Here is a 16,191-nt window from a genome sequence, read left to right as displayed (position 1 = left end):
TGTGACGTTAAGATTTAAACTATTATTTATTCTCTTATGCCTGCTGACCAACAGTTTATTGGCACAACAGAGCTTGCTATTTAAAGGACTTGTTGTTGACGAAAGTGACAGTCCATTGGAAAGCGCAAGTATCGTGATAAAGCATATTCCTTCCTCCGGAATTGCTCCCATATTTCAGAAAAGTGATCAGCAGGGCCATTTTCAGTTTGAATTTTTGAAAGTAGGAAAAATTGAACTCACGATCTCCAGATTAGGCTATCAGAAAATTGTTGATACCTTAGATAGTCAATCAGCAGAACGGAAAATCAAATACAAATTATTAAAATCAGTCAAAAGACTTGATGAAGTAAAGGTTGACTACCGATACCGCGCCGTTGAAATTGCCAAAGACACCATCCGTTTTTCCGCCGATTATTTCAGGGACAGTACCGACCGAAAATTACAGGATCTTATTGAAAAGATGCCTGGCTTTTCCATCGAAGAAGGGAAAGTGCGTTTTCAAGGAAAGCAGGTCAATGTAACCTTAGTTGAAAATGAACGGTTTTTTGGAGGTGGAAGTAAGCTCGCTATCGAGAATATTCCCGCAAATGCAGTAGACAAAGTTGAGATGATCAGTAGATTTTCCCAAAACGACCTGTTGAAAAATGTGCAGGTAAATGATCAGCTTGCCATGAACGTCAAACTGAAAGAGAATAAGAAGAATTTCATCTTTGGAGATCTTGAATCTTCATTGGGTAACGAAAAATCATACAAGGAACACGCCGCCTTATTTTATTACTCACCGGAAAAAACCATGTCTTTTATTGGGGATATCAACAATATCGGTACTTCACCGGTGTCCAAGGAAGATATTGACCGGGTTCAGGGTGCCGAGTTACAATATTTCTCAAATTCGGTTTCTAGGGATGCGCTGACGGGTTATAATCTTGACAATAGAAATGTGATAAAGAATATCAATAAATTCGCCGCATTCAACGGTTTTCAAAAGGGACTAAAGAAGAAATTGAGCGCAAATCTCTATGGCGTATATGCCGAAAATAGATTAAATGCAATGGTAGATGGCGCCAATCATTATTCTTTTCCCGACCTTCGGTATACAGAAAAAACCAGTATGCGTTCTTCGCAGGTCAATAGACAGGCGTCATTCAATATTTCGAGCAATTTTAAGCCAGATCCATATTTTAGCGTAGATTATAACCTGGGTACATTCTGGACGATGCCCCAGCAGCAGGTACATACGAACAATGTTATTGACAGATTTGGAGTAGACAATAATAATATACAACACCAAAATGGACATTCTTTTGTGTTAAAACAATATCTGGAAGGCAGCTGGAAGCATTCTTTGCGAAGTTATAGTTCTTTTGCTTTTCAGCATCAGTACACTTCTGAAAAAGATAATTTTTCCCTTTCCTCAGACAGTATTTTCCTGCGTGGTTTCGTACGTATTGATTCTATGTCGAACTATAGTATACTTAGACCTGTGCAGCAGAAAAAGCATCTTTTAAATGGGTCTTATAAATACTATTGGGTAATCAATCAAAACCAACAGCTTCATTTGGAAGTGAATTCGCAAAATGAATTATTACGACAGAAAGGACAATCAGCGGGCGTACAGGATACTAGTAATCTGGACTTATTTAACCATGATCAATATTATCGAAATAGCAGCAATTATTTGGGGGGGAGCTATCGGTTGGACTTCGATAAGTTAAAAATACTATTTTCCTTAAAGCAGTACTACTTATACCTAATCAATCAGACTCCAGCAAACGATGATCGTCATGGGCAATGGCTTCTACAACCCGAGGTGGATCTTAAATATGGGAAGAGTACTTTGGATGGATTTCGCCTTAACTACCGAAGAGACTATACTGTTGCGACAGCAATGGATCTTAATCCCTCTTATTGGATCACAGGTTACAATAGTTTGTCCCGTGGAAATATCTCGATGGAAGGACAGAGATTCCATAAACTTAATTTTACCTATAACAATTTCAGGCTTTCGGACTTTCGGGTAATCCATTTTAACAGTACACTGACATTGAAGGATAAGATAAAAGGAAACAGCCTTTTAACCTCTTCCTATGAACAGTTGAAGATGGTGCAATTGTTCGATCGACCTGATCTCAATTTTACTAATTTAGGAGGGTTTAGCATAAGATACGGTAGGTTTGAACCGGGTGCATATCTTTCCTATATTCATATGAGGTTGGCGCAGCGTATTGATAACAGCGAGATTTATCTAAGGCAGAATACGGTTTCGACAGATCTGTCCTTAAGATGGTTTATACCAAAGTGCGTTGATGTAAAAGTGGTCTGGACCAAAACAGATAGCTGGCAGAAGAGCCTGAGTGATAATCAAAAGGTCATACTCAATAAATGGAATATTACCGGAAAGTATCAGATGAAGAATATCGTATTTAAAACAGATTGGAGTCTTTTAAAAACTGGGCTTGGGGATAATGGTTCTGATCCCACTACTATCAATGGAAATTTTGAATTGCGTTATCAGAAGGGGAAATCTCCAATTAGTTTTTATATTCAAGGGCTAAATGTGTTAAAAAATACGAGCTACAGAGCAGCAGTACTGACGGAGTACATCAGCTCCGAAAAAATTATCTATACGATGCCCCGTATTTTTTTAATTGGGTTAGCCTATAGTCTATAATACTTTATTCTCTCTATCGCTTTAATGAATTTTTATCCCTAATTAAAAGCATCCCGCACTTTTTGTTATTTCCAACAGGGAACTAAGGGAGAAATTAACACCTATTGCATGGGGGCAACAACAAATTCTTCAGGCCTCACATATTCTTGTCTTCGCAGCGTGGGATCAAATGTCTAAGGAACGCGTAGATGCTTTCTTTGAATTTAGTAATCTGGTTAGAAATCTGCCTTCCAGTGCAACAGATGATTATCGTTTGAACCTTTTAGGTTTACTCGATAATAAAAGTAAAGACCAGCACTTTAACAATGCTTCCATGCAAACTTATATTGCGTTGGGATTTGGCTTGCCTGCTGCTGCTGACCTGAAGATTGACGCAACACCTAGGGAAGGATTTGACAAGGAAGCGTTGGATGAGCTACTGAACTTAAAGGAACAGGGCCTTAAAAGCACAGTGATGATGGCAATAGGGTATAGGGACCATGAAAATGACTGGTGGAGTAAGATGGACCGGGTACGAAGACCAAAGGAAGAATTATTTGTAGAACTGAAATAATGATTTTAAAAAAGGTATTTCATAAAAAAGGAAGCTTTAAGGCTTCCTTTTTTATTTTAGAACTTATAGAAAAGCAAATCTTAACAGACCCCACTGGAAGGGGGGCGTAACAGAAAACTAAAAGAGTTTAGGCCTTGAAAGTATCTGAAATACTAAAAAATCCAAATTTTGCTGGTATGGAATCAAGAGGAAACCCCCATTAAAACAAACCAAAATTCTATTAGATCTTACAAAATTGTATGGTTATGTAAGTATTTGATTTGTTTTTAGATTGTTCTGCTTTACTTTCTTACTTGCCAATACAGAATTTGGAGAAGATATTGTCCAATAAATCATCTGTGGACACTGTTCCAGTGATCTCACCAAGATGATATAAGGCCTGACGGATGTCCATTGCCAAGAAATCCGATGTAACCGGATTGTCAATACCAAATAATACGCGTTCCAGTGAATCGGATGTCTTCTGTAATGCCTCTACATGTCGGATATTGGTGACCATGACATCGTCTGTGTTGAGGTTGCCAAGTTGTACTCTATTGATCAGTTCCTCTTTTAATTCTTCGACTCCTATCTGCTCTTTTGCTGAAATATAAAGCGGATTAAGTGGCGCATATGCTGCCTTTTGTTGATCGGATAATAAGTCGCTTTTATTGATAATCGTCAAAAATGGAATTTGCAGGTTTTGAATTTCGGACAACTGTGACTGCACATCATCTATTTTATCCTGCATTGGATCAAAAAGATAAATAATCAATCTAGCCTGTTTCATTTTTTCGCGTGTACGTTCAACGCCCTTGGCCTCAATAATATCTGCGGTCTCCCGAATCCCTGCGGTATCGATAAACCTGAAGGTTACCCCATGGATATTAATTTCATCTTCAATGGTATCGCGCGTTGTTCCGGCGATGTCTGAGACAATGGCACGTTCCTCGTTCAGGAAAGCATTCAACAAAGTTGATTTACCTACATTTGGTTTTCCGGCAATAACCACAGGAACACCATTTTTTAATACATTTCCCTGTTCAAAAGACTGAATTAGTTTTTGTACGATTACTTTTATTTTATTGATTAGATTTTTGAGCTGGTCTCTATTCGCAAATTCTACATCTTCCTCCGAGAAATCCAGTTCGAGCTCAATTAGGGAAGCAAAGTGGATCAAGTCCTCACGGAGGGATTTAAGTTGATTGGAAAATCCGCCGCGCATCTGCTGCATGGCAATTTGATGGGAGGCAGCCGAATTGGAAGCGATTAAGTCTGCTACTGCTTCAGCCTGTGAAAGATCCATTCCTCCATTGAGGAACGCACGAAGCGTAAATTCACCAGGGCGCGCAGCCCGAGCTCCTTGTTTGATAAGCAAGTTGATGACACGCTCAATAATATATTTGGAATTGTGTGTGGAAATTTCTACAGAATTTTCTTTGGTATACGAATTGGGCGCGACAAAAAGGGAGACAAGCACCTCATCGATAATCTCTTCGCCATCGCGAATGGTTCCAAAATGGATGGTATGTGAGGCCTGCTGGAGCAGGTCCTTACCTTTGAAAATGTGATTGGTGATTGCAATGGCCTGTGGACCTGACACACGAATGACAGCAATTGCACCATTCGTACCAGCCGATGTCGCCAATGCGACTATTGTATCTTCAGTAATATAACCTGTATTGGACATGCTGCAAAGATACGTTAAATTGGCTGGAATGAAGCGCGCAATGGCCGAACAAATTAAATTTACGATGATGGATTAAACCTTTGTTAAAACACAGATGTCATACCAATAGGAACGTTTATAAAAATTAGCAAAAACGTATTTGATTTATAATTTAAATGATGGGGTTATGAAAAAGATAATATACTTCGCATTGGCAATTGGGGGACTTACCTTACTCTCCCCAAAAGAGTCTTCAGCTCAACATCGCGGACATGATCGCGAATGGAAGCATGATAAAGAGTACTGGAAATACGAGGAAAAAAGGGATCGGGAAGAACGGAAATACTGGGAAAAAAGAGATAAGGAAGATCGGAAATATTATGAAAAGGTAGCCAAGCGTTATCGCAAACAATACAGACATGGCCCGCCAGCCTGGGCGAGAGCGCACCGATACGATAATAGACATCACGTTTATTTCAGAGACTATAAAACATTTTATGACCCTTATCGCAATGGATATGTTTATATGAGAAACGGACGCTGGAGTTTTTCGGCAAGTGTACCTTCTTTCATGCTAAACGTGAACCTGGGAGCAGCTAACATCCGTGTGGTGAAAGATGTGCCGATAAGTAGACATCCCGAAGATTTTTATGATGACTACCGCTGGGATTAAAATATAATTTATCTTGTTGTTTAAGTTTAAAAGCCTCATTCTTTATGGAATTGAGGCTTTTAATTTATGCTGTTAATTTTCTTCGAAACTGACTTTGCCCACTTCTAAGGATTTTATCCGTGCTAAAGATTCTATCCTGATATGGGGTAATTCGCGCAGTCTGTTGCCACCTTCCTGAAAGGATTTTTCAATAATAAAACCCATACCAAGTACTGCTGCGCCAGATTGCTGAATGAGGTCCAATATACCGAATGCTGCATTTCCATTCGCTAAAAAATCGTCTATAAAGAGTACCTTGTCATCCGCTGTCAAGAATTCCTTGCTCACACAGATATCGTAAGTCCGATTTTTGGTAAAGGAATGCACTTCACTCGTATACATATCGCCCATGGTCTTGGGTTTGGCCTTTTTAACAAAAACTACAGGGAGCTCGAGTAGGTAGCCAAGCATGATAGCTGGCGCAATGCCACTCGCTTCAACAGTGATGATCTTGTTGATGGGTAGATCTGCAAAACGACGTACAAATTCTACAGCAATAGACTTCATCAATACAGGATCCATCTGATGATTGATAAAGCTGTCTACTTTCAATATGCCCCCAGAGAGACTTTTACCGTCATTAAGGATTCTATCCTTTAATAATTTCATGTGATACTTTTTATAAATAATTGTGAAGATATACTCAAATAGGAGTGACGCGGTTAATCGGTCTCCATTTGATATAAGTTATTGAATTCTTCCTGATGATGTTCGAGAATAACTTTACGTTTCATTTTCAAGGTCGGCGTCAGCTCCCCATTTTCAATCGTGAATTCATCCTTTAAAATAATAGGCTTCTTAATCTGTTCCCAATTGCCAAAATGTTGATTGGCGCGACGTACTTCCTGATTTACTTTTTTGATAATGGGAGGACTGGTCAGGAAGTCCTCTTTGCTCATATCTGCTAATTCTGGAGCATCGTTTTTAGCCCAATCCAATAGGTGGGAATAATTGGGGACAATAAATGCGGACGCAAATTTCATTCCGTCGCCGATGACCATGGCTTGCTCAATAAATTTGGATTCCACGAGTTTGGTCTCGATAGGTTGTGGGATAACATACTTGCCGCCTGAAATCTTGAACATTTCTTTTTTTCGGTCGATGATTTTTAGGAATCTTTCATCTTCCCATTTACCGATATCACCGGTATGTAGCCAGCCGTCAATGATCGTTTTGTCGGTCTCCGCTTTATTTTTGTAATAGCCCAACATGACATTAGGTCCTTTGACCAATATCTCGCCGTCCTCGGCAAGCTTGATTTCTACAAAACGAACGGGAAGACCAACGGTACCGATCCGTATGCCTTTGATGTAATGGTTGACCGAGATCAAAGGAGAGGCCTCAGTCATGCCATAGCCTTCATATAATGGGATGCCGGCGGCTAAAAATGCGCGTGTCAGCCTATTATGCAGTGAGGCCGAACCCGAGGCTACGGTCAAGAGCTCGCCGCCCAAAGCTTCATACCATTTGTTGAGCACAAGCTGTTTGGCAAGTTTGAGCTTCATATTATAGGCGAAACTTCTCTTGGCGGGATTAGGATCGTATTCTTCAGCTACGCTTACGGCCCAATCAAATACTTTTCTTTTGACGCCCGAAAGTTCATGACCTGTTTTCATGATCTTCTCATACACTTTCTCAAGTATACGGGGAACGACGGTCATGATATGCGGTTTTACTTCCTTTAGGTTATCCCCGATTTTATCAAAGGACTCTGCAATATGTATGGTAAAGCCCAGGTACATGTAGGTATATAGCACCATGCGCTCGTAAGCATGACAGGGGGGAAGAAAAGTGAGTCCCCGGTCATAAGCTTTACAGGGGGTAATCTCTGCAGCGCCCAATACATTAGCAAAAATATTGTTATGGGAGAGCATGACTCCCTTTGGCTTACCGGTGGTGCCGGAGGTATAAATTAATGTGGCCAGATCCTCCGGTTTGATCTGCTCACGCAATTTAGTTAATGTTTCATCGGTACAGTTGACGCCCAGGTCGTTTAGCTCATTCCAGCTTCTGGTGCCTTCCTGTTCCGAAATACAAAAGATATATTTTAAGCTGTAGATAGATTCTGTGAGATTCATCAAACGGTCATATAACCCTTTATTACTGACAATACAGACTCTGATTTCAGCATCATTAAAGATATACTGGTAATCGGCATCAGTAATATTGGGATAGATAGCCACTACAACTGCACCGATCTGTTGAATGGCAAAATCTATCATGTGCCATTCCATACTACTGCCAGCGATAAGACCGACTTTTTCGTTGGGCTTTACACCGAGCTCTAGTAGCCCTTTGGAAAGACTATCTACCTTTTCAAGAAAATCAGCCGTTTTGATATAGTTCCACTTGCCATCCAGTTTATGCGCAAACATGTTGAGATCGGGATATTTGCTGATCTGTTGATGGGCAAGATCAAATAATCTAAGTTTTTCTTCCATTTCAAATATATCTACATTTTTGTCCCATGGGAACAGCCTTTTCCTATGAACTTTATTTCAGGGGAAAAGTTTGCAAACATAAATAATTGTTTCAATAATTGGGAATCAATTTGTAATTAGCTCCTTCGCATATCCAAAAGCAGGTATAAGTTTATTTTTTGAAGCTTCTATAATCCCAAAGTGAATGGAGGGGGCAGGTAGGAGACAAGCGGAGCCTTGATCTGGGGTGGGAAGTATCGGATGCTGAAGTGTGTTGGAAAGTCGAAATGAAAAAGAAAAGCTAGTCGTTATCGACGACTAGCTTTTCTTCTTTGTTTTTCCTTGATCAATAGCCCTAGTTCGCGACCAGTGGCTCCTGCAACGGAGGTATTTTCCTGTGCCCTTCTGAATAGGTAAGGCATTACTGCTTTAACCGGACCATAAGGCATATATTTAGCGACATTGTAGCCATGAGCAGCCAGATTAAAACTTAAATTGTCTGACATTCCCAGCAATTGTGCAAAATAGATACGATCTGTTGATCTGTCGATACCACGTTTGTCTATTTCCTCTGCCAGTAACATGCTACTGTCTTCGTTATGCGTACCCGCCATCAGTCCGAAGTTGTCCAGGTGATCCAAGATAAATTCAATGGCTTCATTGTAATCTCTATCGGAAGCCGCTTTATTTGGTTGGATAGGATCTGCATATCCCATTTGCGCAGCGCGGGCACGTTCGATCTCCATATAGGCTCCACGAACTATTTTTGCACCCATATGGAATCCTCTGATCTTGGCATATTCAAAATCAGCTTTCAAAGAAGCCAACTTGTCGCTACGGTATAATTGGTAGGTATTATATACAATAGGTTTTTCCATATTGTATTTCTCCATCATCTCACGAGCGATGTCGTCAATAGCATCCTGGATCCATGAATGTTCGGCATCGACCAATACCTTTACTCCCGCTTCATGACAAGCTTTGCAGATGCGGTCGGTACGGTCAAGCATGCGTTGGTATTCTGCCTGCTCTGATTCTGTTAATGTTTGTTTCGCATTAACCTTCTCGAACAATTCAAAACGGCCTAATCCCGTCGGTTTGAATACTGAAAACGGAATATACTTATTCTTGCTCGCTGCGGAGACCGTACGCAGTACTTCATTGCAACAGGCATCAAAAGCACTTTCGTTCTCTTCGCCTTCAACCGAATAGTCCAAAATCGTACCAACACCATTTTCACCCAATTCATTAATGGCTGTTTCACAACCTTCAATGGTTTCTCCTCCACAAAAATGTTTGAAGATCGTACTACGGATTATACCCTGGATCGGTAATCCAATGTTCAGCGCAAAGTTGGTCATGGATGGACCTACTTTTGTCAAAAAGTTATTCGCTATTATTTTGAATAACCAATACGCTCTTTCTAAATCCTTATCGCTTTTACTTTTAAAAGCAATCTCTGTATTATCAAAGGACAATGTTCTGGGCTCAGAATTCTCAATCATAATCTTTATTTGCAATAAGGCAAATGTAGCAATTTAGTAAGCATTAAAACGATGATTATTCTTGTATTCCTCGGTTAAACCACTATTTTTGTGAAATGCAAGAATTTAAAATCGAAGGGGAATATATACAGCTTATCCAGTTACTTAAAGCTTTAAATTGGGTAGAGCATGGTGCTATGGCTCAGTGGGTTGTTGCTGAAGGTTATGTGAAGTATAACGGTCAGATTGATTATCGGAAAAGACTGAAATTGAAGCCTGGTGATGTTGTGGAATTCGACGGAATGGAAGTAAAATTGGTGTAATATTAAACAATATTGGTAAATAGAAAACTTAAACCTTAAAGAATCGTAGAATGGAAGTCATAGAAAGTTTGGGCTATCAGGTATATTTTGATGATACGTTGGCCTCTTTGGAGACGTTTTTAGCTGAACGTAATTATTCAAAAATCATCGTTTTGGTAGATAGCAATACTTTAGACAATTGTTTGCCTTTGTTTCAACAGGCCCTACCCAATTTATCCAACTATGATGTCATAGAAGTAGATCCGGGGGAAGAAAATAAAAATATAGATTTCTGTATAGGGGTCTGGCAGAATATGCTTGATTTTGGTGCTGACCGACATTCGCTGCTGATTAATCTCGGCGGAGGCGTTGTGACTGATATGGGAGGTTTCGCAGCATCTACTTTTAAGCGTGGAATGGACTTTATTCAGATTCCCACAACCTTGCTTTCGCAGGTAGATGCTTCTGTCGGCGGAAAGACCGGAATCGATATGGGAAGTGTGAAAAATATAATCGGAACATTTGCTCAACCTCAGGCTGTGTTTATCTCAAGCCAGTTTTTAAAAACATTGGATCAGAGACAATTGATATCTGGATTTGCAGAAGTTATCAAACACGGGCTGATCTTTGACCGGGCATATTATGAGCGTGTGAAAATGCTCGATATAACGCAGGTGGACAATACGCTGGTCAAACATTCCGTTTCTATAAAGAATAAAGTGGTCCTGGATGATCCCAAAGAAAAGGGGCTTCGTAAGATCCTGAATTTCGGACATACAATCGGTCATGCCATTGAGGGCTATTCGTTGTTGAATGATCGCAAGCCTTTATTACACGGCGAAGCTATTGCCATTGGGATGATTTGTGAAGGTTATCTTTCTTATAAATTGAATGGCCTTTCCTTGGATGAATTGAATGACCTGATTGCCACTTTTAGAAAGTACTTTACGGATTATGCCTTTAGTTCAGCTATAGATACAACTTTGTTGGATCTGATGCGTAACGATAAGAAAAACTTATCCAACCAGATCGGCTTTGCGCTCCTTGATAAAATAGGTAGCTGTCAGTATGATATTTTCGTCTCTGAGGACGATATTATCGAAAGCCTTGATTTCTACCGTGAGCTAATGAGCGGCTAGAATAATGGAAAAGCTGTGTACAGGGAGAGTGCACAGCTTTTTTGACGATACTCTACGTTTTTAATACATAAAAAAGTGCTGTGAATTAAACTTGTGGAGAATAACCTAAACTAAATTCTAATTATAACCATTTAAATCATGAGTAAACTCTTCATTTTTTTATTTTCTCTTTTTACGGTAACATTGACCGCTAATGCTCAAAAACAGGTACTGATTTTTAGTAAAACACAGGGATTTAGGCACGGTAGTATCGAAAAGGGAGCCCGGGTTCTTAAACAATTATTGGATAAGGAAAAGATCAGTTCAGACCATTCGGAAGATGCCGCCTTATTTACGGACCAAGGTTTGAAAAAATACGATGCTATTATCTTTTTAAGCACTACCGGAGATATTTTAGATAGCAACCAGCAAGATGCATTTATGCGTTATATTCATTCGGGCAAAGGTTTTGTAGGGATTCATGCAGCCACAGATACCGAATTTGACTGGCCTTGGTACAACGGTTTGGTAGGGGCTTATTTTACATCTCATCCAGCTGTACAGCAGGCGAAGATAGATGTTCTCGATAGGAAACATGCGGCTACCAAACATCTTGAGCCTACATGGCTGCATAAGGATGAATGGTATAACTTTAAAGATGTCAAAGAGGGTCTACATGTATTGATGAATTTGGATGAGAAGAGTTATAACGGAGGAAAAATGGGGGATCATCACCCGATCTCATGGAGTCAAAATTATGATGGTGGAAAGGTTTTCTATACAGGATTGGGGCACACAGAAGAGTCATATGATGAACCAGCGTTTCAAAAACATCTGATTGGAGGTATTTTATCTGTACTTCCGAAAAAATAGTGCAAGCTGTCTAAATTTACTTATAGATACATGATGACTTGTATGTCTTCATGTTAAGGGGATAATATGTCCAATACCCCATCATTGATTATCAATGATGGGGTATTTTTATGTAGAGGAGACAGTTGCTCGTTTTTATGGAGCAGGCGTATTCTGGCAGCCTTAAGTGTTAGTAAGTGAATTTATATTTTGCACCTAAGCTTAACCATCTTCCGGGCATAGGAACCGCTGCAGCTTCAATATAGCTCTTGTCAAAAATATTCTGCATATCGGCGAAAATATTGAGGTCATTAAGCTGATACGAAGCTCTTATATCTGCGATAAAATAATTCTTGTAGCTGATGCGCTCGTTGAAGCGGTTGGCTGTTGTCAGCATCCAGTTTTTATGACTCACCGTAAAATTGAGAATAACCTGATGCCTTAAATTTTCAATGGCATATTTGGAGCGGATTTCATCTTCAACGTTGATTTTCGGATTTAGATAGTTATAACTTAATGTGGTGTAATAGCGTGTGCTGGCCATTGGGTCATTGAGCTGATAACGAAAAGATCCATTAACGCCATCAACCGTATTTTTTCCAATATTTGAAGGTTTCCATGGTACCACAGTTCCTTCGGGGGCCGGAGCGTCTGTCTTTTGCCAATCTATAAAATCATTTATATTTCGGTGGAAATAGCTTGCCTGAGCAACGATACGATCGGAAAGGTATTTGATTCCACCTTCAATCTGATAAGCATTCTCTGAGGTCAGTTCAGGATTTCCGATATTGGCTGTCTGTTTGGTATAAAGGTCTGTAAAGGATGGAATGCGTTGGGCGGATCCGGCACTAAAAACAAATTTTAACTGTTCTGTCAGATTATAACCCAAGTCAAGTCCAGGAAATACCTGCCAGCCAAATTTGGAGTTATAATTTACATAGGCTCCCGCATTGATCATTAATCTGGCAATTGCTTCGGTCTTGAACTCGAAATAACCGCCATAATTTTCGCGATTATGGGTGCCAATGGCGGTACTGCTGATCCGCTCGAACCGGCTTTCCAATCCAAGGCCAAAAGTTCCGTAATGCTGTTCTAAAGCGGCATTTACTTCGGCTCCAAAAACATTGCTATAATGTTTTGACCGTCCTTTGCTGCTCTGTTTTCCGAGATACCAATATTCGTCTTCATTATATCTGTTACTGATTCGTGGGCTGATGGAAAAGTCTTTGCTCAACTGATGTTTCGACTGCAGGGATGAGAATGCTGTTTTAACTTGTTCATATGCTTCTTTGTCGGTTGGGGCAGCATAATATCCGTTGGCACCAAATTGATTGTTAATATAGCCGAAGTTCGCTTTTATTTGATTGGATGCATTGGGCTGATAAGTTCCGTCGTAATACAATTTGTTGTTATTGGAGGCTGTATTGTAGCGCTGACCATTGGAATCTTCATGCCCAAAATAGATTCCATGGCTCGTCAGTCCACTGCTAAATTGCGCGCCTAATTGGGCGCCTTTGCCGTAATATTTACCAGAGTTTGTCTGCTCATTATCTTTAAATGATGAGCCTCCATAGACCTGTGCACTAATCTGGTTGGATTCGATTTTTTTTGTAACGATATTAATTGCTCCAGTTAGCGCATTGATGCCAAAGATACGTGATGCCGGACCTCTGATTATTTCGATACGTTCGATGGCCTCCACAGGTACAGGGAAATTCATGTTATGGTGCGCGGACTGTGGATCCATAATTTTAACTCCATTTAATAGGATAGCAGTTTGTTCAAATGAGCCACCATCTATACTGACATCAGCCTGTGAACCAAAGGGGCCTCTTTGGCGTACATCTACACCAGGTATATTTGTCAATAGTTCGTTGATGGAACGGTTTGGTAGGCGTTGAATATCCTCTTGTGTGAGTATATGTATATTTTTACTTTGCTTTGAAAAGGGGATCTGGAGCCTGTTCTGATTAATAATGACTTCGTTTAATGCTGTGGTATCCCTTACTTGTGCATAGGTGGCACTTACAGTCAGCATAATGGCGAGCTTCGTTAGCGCTGTTTTTTTGTTCAACATAATTTCATTTAATTTTCCTAATACTCACAAACGAACCTGGTTTTAAAGAGATCTGATAGGCTCTTTTTGCCTTTTGTCGATTGAAGTCCTTTTCCGTGATTTCGCGGTTATTCGCCGTTATTAAAAATCACGCTGAGGATCATAGGTTTTATGCCGCAAAACTAATTCAGTTGGTTTAGAAAGTAAATAGTCCGGCACTAATATTGTGTGTAGTCCGGTGGGTTATTTGACATCTGCTTACATCCATTCTTCGCGGCCGATACGTTTTTTATCCTGTGTAGCAATGCTGTCCTGTTTATTTTCAAGTTGGATTTTAGCCGTAGGGGCAAGGTTGGGCTGGCCAGCTTCGAGCCAGGCAGAGTACCAATAGGAGGCCACGCGGAGAATTGTTTTACGCATTCTCCGTTCTACCATCCCGTTCAATGCATGGTGATAGGCCTTTGCATAATTATCGGAATAGGTCCATAGCAATTGATTATTCCGTTCGATAAATGAGTTTTTTTGGGAGGCTTTAAATTTTTTATTGAGTAGTGATTCTATACTGAGCACAGAATCGACAAGTTGATTGCTTTCACGGACAATATTCCAGGCTTCGTTTAAAGGGTCTTCGATATAAATAGCTTTTCCCACAAGTAGGTTATACTTACCGGCAAACATTTCGGGAAGTCGGCTCTCCCAGAAAGCGTGAATGCCGATCTGATCTGTCAGCTGGCCATTATAATTTTTAGTGGTATGTAAGGGGACATGTGCATCTGCTATATAATGCCCTAAATCTGCGGAGTGTTTGATAATTTTACTGTAGTCTTTGGATTGGAATGCTTTTACAAGTTTTATATAGGTGAAATTGATTTGCCAGGGAATAATTCCGTTTTTAAGTAATTGACGTTCTTGAAATTTTTCCTTTGCTTGCGACCAATGTACGGGTATTGAATCGATCTGACGGTCTTCGCGGTAATCATCAATATCTATAAAGTGCCGTGGTCCCTCGGCACTGTCGATAAAACAACGTTTGTCGGGGTCGACCGCTTTCTCGGTAATAAGGTCAATATTGGCCTTATAAAAATTGGCTAACTTTGCTGGGAGTGCAAAAACGGCATAGTGATTGATTTTTTTATGCGCAAAAAATCCCCATGCATTAAATATAAGCAGCATAACAAAGGAAAGTATCAAAAGGAGAGGAGACCTTTTCATAGTAAATTGGTTATTAAATAATTGTTAATATTAAATATACATAAAAAGGAATAAAAAAGCGGTTAACGCTATGGATTCTTTATATTAATTTATCTTATCTTAACATAGGTAAACAATAAAATAATATTGATAGTCGTTAAAATTCATTAATTTGCCTGCATAAATACAGTCATTATGAAAATATTGTACGCCGTACAAGGGACTGGCAATGGACACCTGAGCCGTGCTATGGATATTGTTCCCTGTTTGAAAGCCTTGGGAGAAGTGGATATATTGGTCAGTGGAATTCAGGCCGATCTCTCGTTGCCTTTTGAAGTGAAGTATCGTTTTCATGGTTTAAGCTTTATTTTCGGTAAATCGGGCGGGGTAGACCTGTGGAAAACCTTTATGAGTTCGACCATCCGCAAATTTACTAACGAGATAAAAAGCCTGCCAATCGAAGGTTACGATCTCGTGATTAATGATTTCGAACCTATTTCAGCTTGGGCATGCCATTCTAAAGATCTGGACTGTATCGGTTTGAGTCATCAGATCGGGGCATTGGATCCTGCGAGTCCCAAACCTGAAGAAAGTGATATGTTGGGTAAGTTTATTATGAAGAATTACGCTCCTTCGACGTATTCTTATGGTTTTCATTTTAAAAGATATGCTAAAAATATTTATCCTCCAGTTATCCGGAATGCCGTACGCAATCTAAGTGTTTCGGACGAAGGACATTATACGGTCTATTTGCCGGCCTACGATGATGCACACCTGTTGAAACATTTAATGAAGTTCCCGGACGTCAAATGGGATGTCTTTAGCAAACATAATTCGAGACCTTTTGAGATGAAGAACGTAACCATTAAACCGATCAATAATCAGGCATTTATTGAAAGTATGGCCTCGTCCTCCGGAGTTTTATGTGGTGCAGGTTTTGAAACCCCGGCAGAAGCCTTATATTTGAAAAAGAAACTATTGGTCGTCCCAATGAAAAATCAGTATGAGCAACATCTAAATGCTGCATCACTGGAAGAAATGGGAGTTCCGGTGATTTCAAGTTTAAAACAGAAAAATATGCTGGCTATAGAAGCCTGGCTAAACAGTAAATCCAGGGTTGAAGTTGATTACCCTAATATAACGCAGGAAATTATTGAGGAAATTGTGCAAAAGCACCGTTAAGT

The 16,191-nt window shown here is 39.9% G+C and carries 13 protein-coding genes; 7 read left to right on the top strand and 6 right to left on the bottom strand.

Annotation, left to right across the window (positions count from 1 at the left end; translation table 11 throughout):
• Position 1 precedes the first annotated feature (1 nt).
• Together ACK8HY_RS05855 and ACK8HY_RS05850 are read left to right on the top strand one after the other, a co-directional pair.
• The gene (locus tag ACK8HY_RS05855; RefSeq protein ID WP_416133045.1) at positions 2-2,671 is read left to right on the top strand and encodes a carboxypeptidase-like regulatory domain-containing protein; all 2,670 of its coding nucleotides are present in this window, start codon (positions 2-4) and stop codon (positions 2,669-2,671) included.
• A gap of 67 nt (positions 2,672-2,738) precedes the next feature.
• Positions 2,739-3,224, top strand: coding sequence for a nitroreductase family protein (locus tag ACK8HY_RS05850; RefSeq protein ID WP_416133368.1), 486 nt, complete (start codon positions 2,739-2,741; stop codon positions 3,222-3,224).
• 289 nt (positions 3,225-3,513) lie between these two features.
• Here the strand turns inward: ACK8HY_RS05850 and mnmE are convergent, their stop codons facing one another.
• The gene (mnmE, locus tag ACK8HY_RS05845; RefSeq protein WP_416133044.1) at positions 3,514-4,893 is read right to left on the bottom strand and encodes a tRNA uridine-5-carboxymethylaminomethyl(34) synthesis GTPase MnmE; all 1,380 of its coding nucleotides are present in this window, start codon (positions 4,891-4,893) and stop codon (positions 3,514-3,516) included.
• Positions 4,894-5,059: 166 nt separating this feature from the next.
• Between mnmE and ACK8HY_RS05840 the strand changes: the two genes are divergently transcribed.
• Positions 5,060-5,545: a hypothetical protein gene (locus tag ACK8HY_RS05840; protein WP_343559071.1), complete on the top strand. Its 486-nt coding sequence runs from the start codon at positions 5,060-5,062 to the stop codon at positions 5,543-5,545.
• Positions 5,546-5,617: 72 nt separating this feature from the next.
• On the opposite strand, the gene xpt is transcribed toward ACK8HY_RS05840, so the two are convergent.
• From xpt to ACK8HY_RS05825, 3 genes are all read right to left on the bottom strand, one after another.
• The gene (xpt, locus tag ACK8HY_RS05835; protein ID WP_077432949.1) at positions 5,618-6,193 is read right to left on the bottom strand and encodes a xanthine phosphoribosyltransferase; all 576 of its coding nucleotides are present in this window, start codon (positions 6,191-6,193) and stop codon (positions 5,618-5,620) included.
• Between the two features lie 53 nt (positions 6,194-6,246).
• The gene (locus tag ACK8HY_RS05830; protein WP_416133043.1) at positions 6,247-8,025 is read right to left on the bottom strand and encodes an AMP-dependent synthetase/ligase; all 1,779 of its coding nucleotides are present in this window, start codon (positions 8,023-8,025) and stop codon (positions 6,247-6,249) included.
• Positions 8,026-8,312: 287 nt separating this feature from the next.
• Positions 8,313-9,509, bottom strand: a complete 1,197-nt coding sequence (locus ACK8HY_RS05825; protein ID WP_416133042.1) for a proline dehydrogenase family protein — start codon at positions 9,507-9,509, stop codon at positions 8,313-8,315.
• 95 nt (positions 9,510-9,604) lie between these two features.
• Between ACK8HY_RS05825 and ACK8HY_RS05820 the strand changes: the two genes are divergently transcribed.
• From ACK8HY_RS05820 to ACK8HY_RS05810, 3 genes are all read left to right on the top strand, one after another.
• Complete coding sequence (locus ACK8HY_RS05820; RefSeq protein WP_077432952.1) at positions 9,605-9,811, top strand: RNA-binding S4 domain-containing protein; 207 nt, start codon at positions 9,605-9,607, stop codon at positions 9,809-9,811.
• A 50-nt stretch (positions 9,812-9,861) separates the two neighbouring features.
• Entirely contained in the window at positions 9,862-10,929 is a 1,068-nt protein-coding gene (gene aroB / locus ACK8HY_RS05815) for a 3-dehydroquinate synthase (protein ID WP_416133041.1), read from the top strand.
• Between the two features lie 138 nt (positions 10,930-11,067).
• Complete coding sequence (locus tag ACK8HY_RS05810; protein ID WP_416133040.1) at positions 11,068-11,781, top strand: ThuA domain-containing protein; 714 nt, start codon at positions 11,068-11,070, stop codon at positions 11,779-11,781.
• Positions 11,782-11,950: 169 nt separating this feature from the next.
• Here ACK8HY_RS05810 and ACK8HY_RS05805 read toward each other — a convergent pair whose 3' ends face one another.
• Both ACK8HY_RS05805 and ACK8HY_RS05800 read right to left on the bottom strand, forming a co-directional pair.
• Entirely contained in the window at positions 11,951-13,837 is a 1,887-nt protein-coding gene (locus ACK8HY_RS05805) for a TonB-dependent receptor plug domain-containing protein (RefSeq protein ID WP_416133039.1), read from the bottom strand.
• Between the two features lie 237 nt (positions 13,838-14,074).
• The gene (locus ACK8HY_RS05800) at positions 14,075-15,028 is read right to left on the bottom strand and encodes a zinc dependent phospholipase C family protein (RefSeq protein ID WP_077432956.1); all 954 of its coding nucleotides are present in this window, start codon (positions 15,026-15,028) and stop codon (positions 14,075-14,077) included.
• A 174-nt stretch (positions 15,029-15,202) separates the two neighbouring features.
• Here ACK8HY_RS05800 and ACK8HY_RS05795 point away from each other — a divergent pair, with 174 nt between their 5' ends.
• Positions 15,203-16,189, top strand: a complete 987-nt coding sequence (locus ACK8HY_RS05795) for a glycosyltransferase family protein (protein ID WP_077432957.1) — start codon at positions 15,203-15,205, stop codon at positions 16,187-16,189.
• Positions 16,190-16,191: the final 2 nt, after the last annotated feature.

It is taken from the genome of Sphingobacterium sp. NGMCC 1.201703 (assembly GCF_047784615.1).
Classification (GTDB): domain Bacteria; phylum Bacteroidota; class Bacteroidia; order Sphingobacteriales; family Sphingobacteriaceae; genus Sphingobacterium.
Note: the sequence above shows the minus strand (reverse complement) of the source record. Positions and strands in the feature narration are given on the sequence as shown.

What these genes read in the sequence shown, in the direction of transcription:
- ACK8HY_RS05800 (WP_077432956.1), bottom strand. Translation starts at nt 15,028, where the DNA reads ATGAAAAGGTCTCCTCTCCTTTTGATACTTTCCTTTGTTATGCTGCTT.
- mnmE (WP_416133044.1), bottom strand. Translation starts at nt 4,893, where the DNA reads ATGTCCAATACAGGTTATATTACTGAAGATACAATAGTCGCATTGGCG.
- ACK8HY_RS05825 (WP_416133042.1), bottom strand. Translation starts at nt 9,509, where the DNA reads ATGATTGAGAATTCTGAGCCCAGAACATTGTCCTTTGATAATACAGAG.
- aroB (WP_416133041.1), top strand. Translation starts at nt 9,862, where the DNA reads ATGGAAGTCATAGAAAGTTTGGGCTATCAGGTATATTTTGATGATACG.
- ACK8HY_RS05810 (WP_416133040.1), top strand. Translation starts at nt 11,068, where the DNA reads ATGAGTAAACTCTTCATTTTTTTATTTTCTCTTTTTACGGTAACATTG.
- xpt (WP_077432949.1), bottom strand. Translation starts at nt 6,193, where the DNA reads ATGAAATTATTAAAGGATAGAATCCTTAATGACGGTAAAAGTCTCTCT.
- ACK8HY_RS05795 (WP_077432957.1), top strand. Translation starts at nt 15,203, where the DNA reads ATGAAAATATTGTACGCCGTACAAGGGACTGGCAATGGACACCTGAGC.
- ACK8HY_RS05830 (WP_416133043.1), bottom strand. Translation starts at nt 8,025, where the DNA reads ATGGAAGAAAAACTTAGATTATTTGATCTTGCCCATCAACAGATCAGC.
- ACK8HY_RS05820 (WP_077432952.1), top strand. Translation starts at nt 9,605, where the DNA reads ATGCAAGAATTTAAAATCGAAGGGGAATATATACAGCTTATCCAGTTA.
- ACK8HY_RS05840 (WP_343559071.1), top strand. Translation starts at nt 5,060, where the DNA reads ATGAAAAAGATAATATACTTCGCATTGGCAATTGGGGGACTTACCTTA.
- ACK8HY_RS05805 (WP_416133039.1), bottom strand. Translation starts at nt 13,837, where the DNA reads ATGTTGAACAAAAAAACAGCGCTAACGAAGCTCGCCATTATGCTGACT.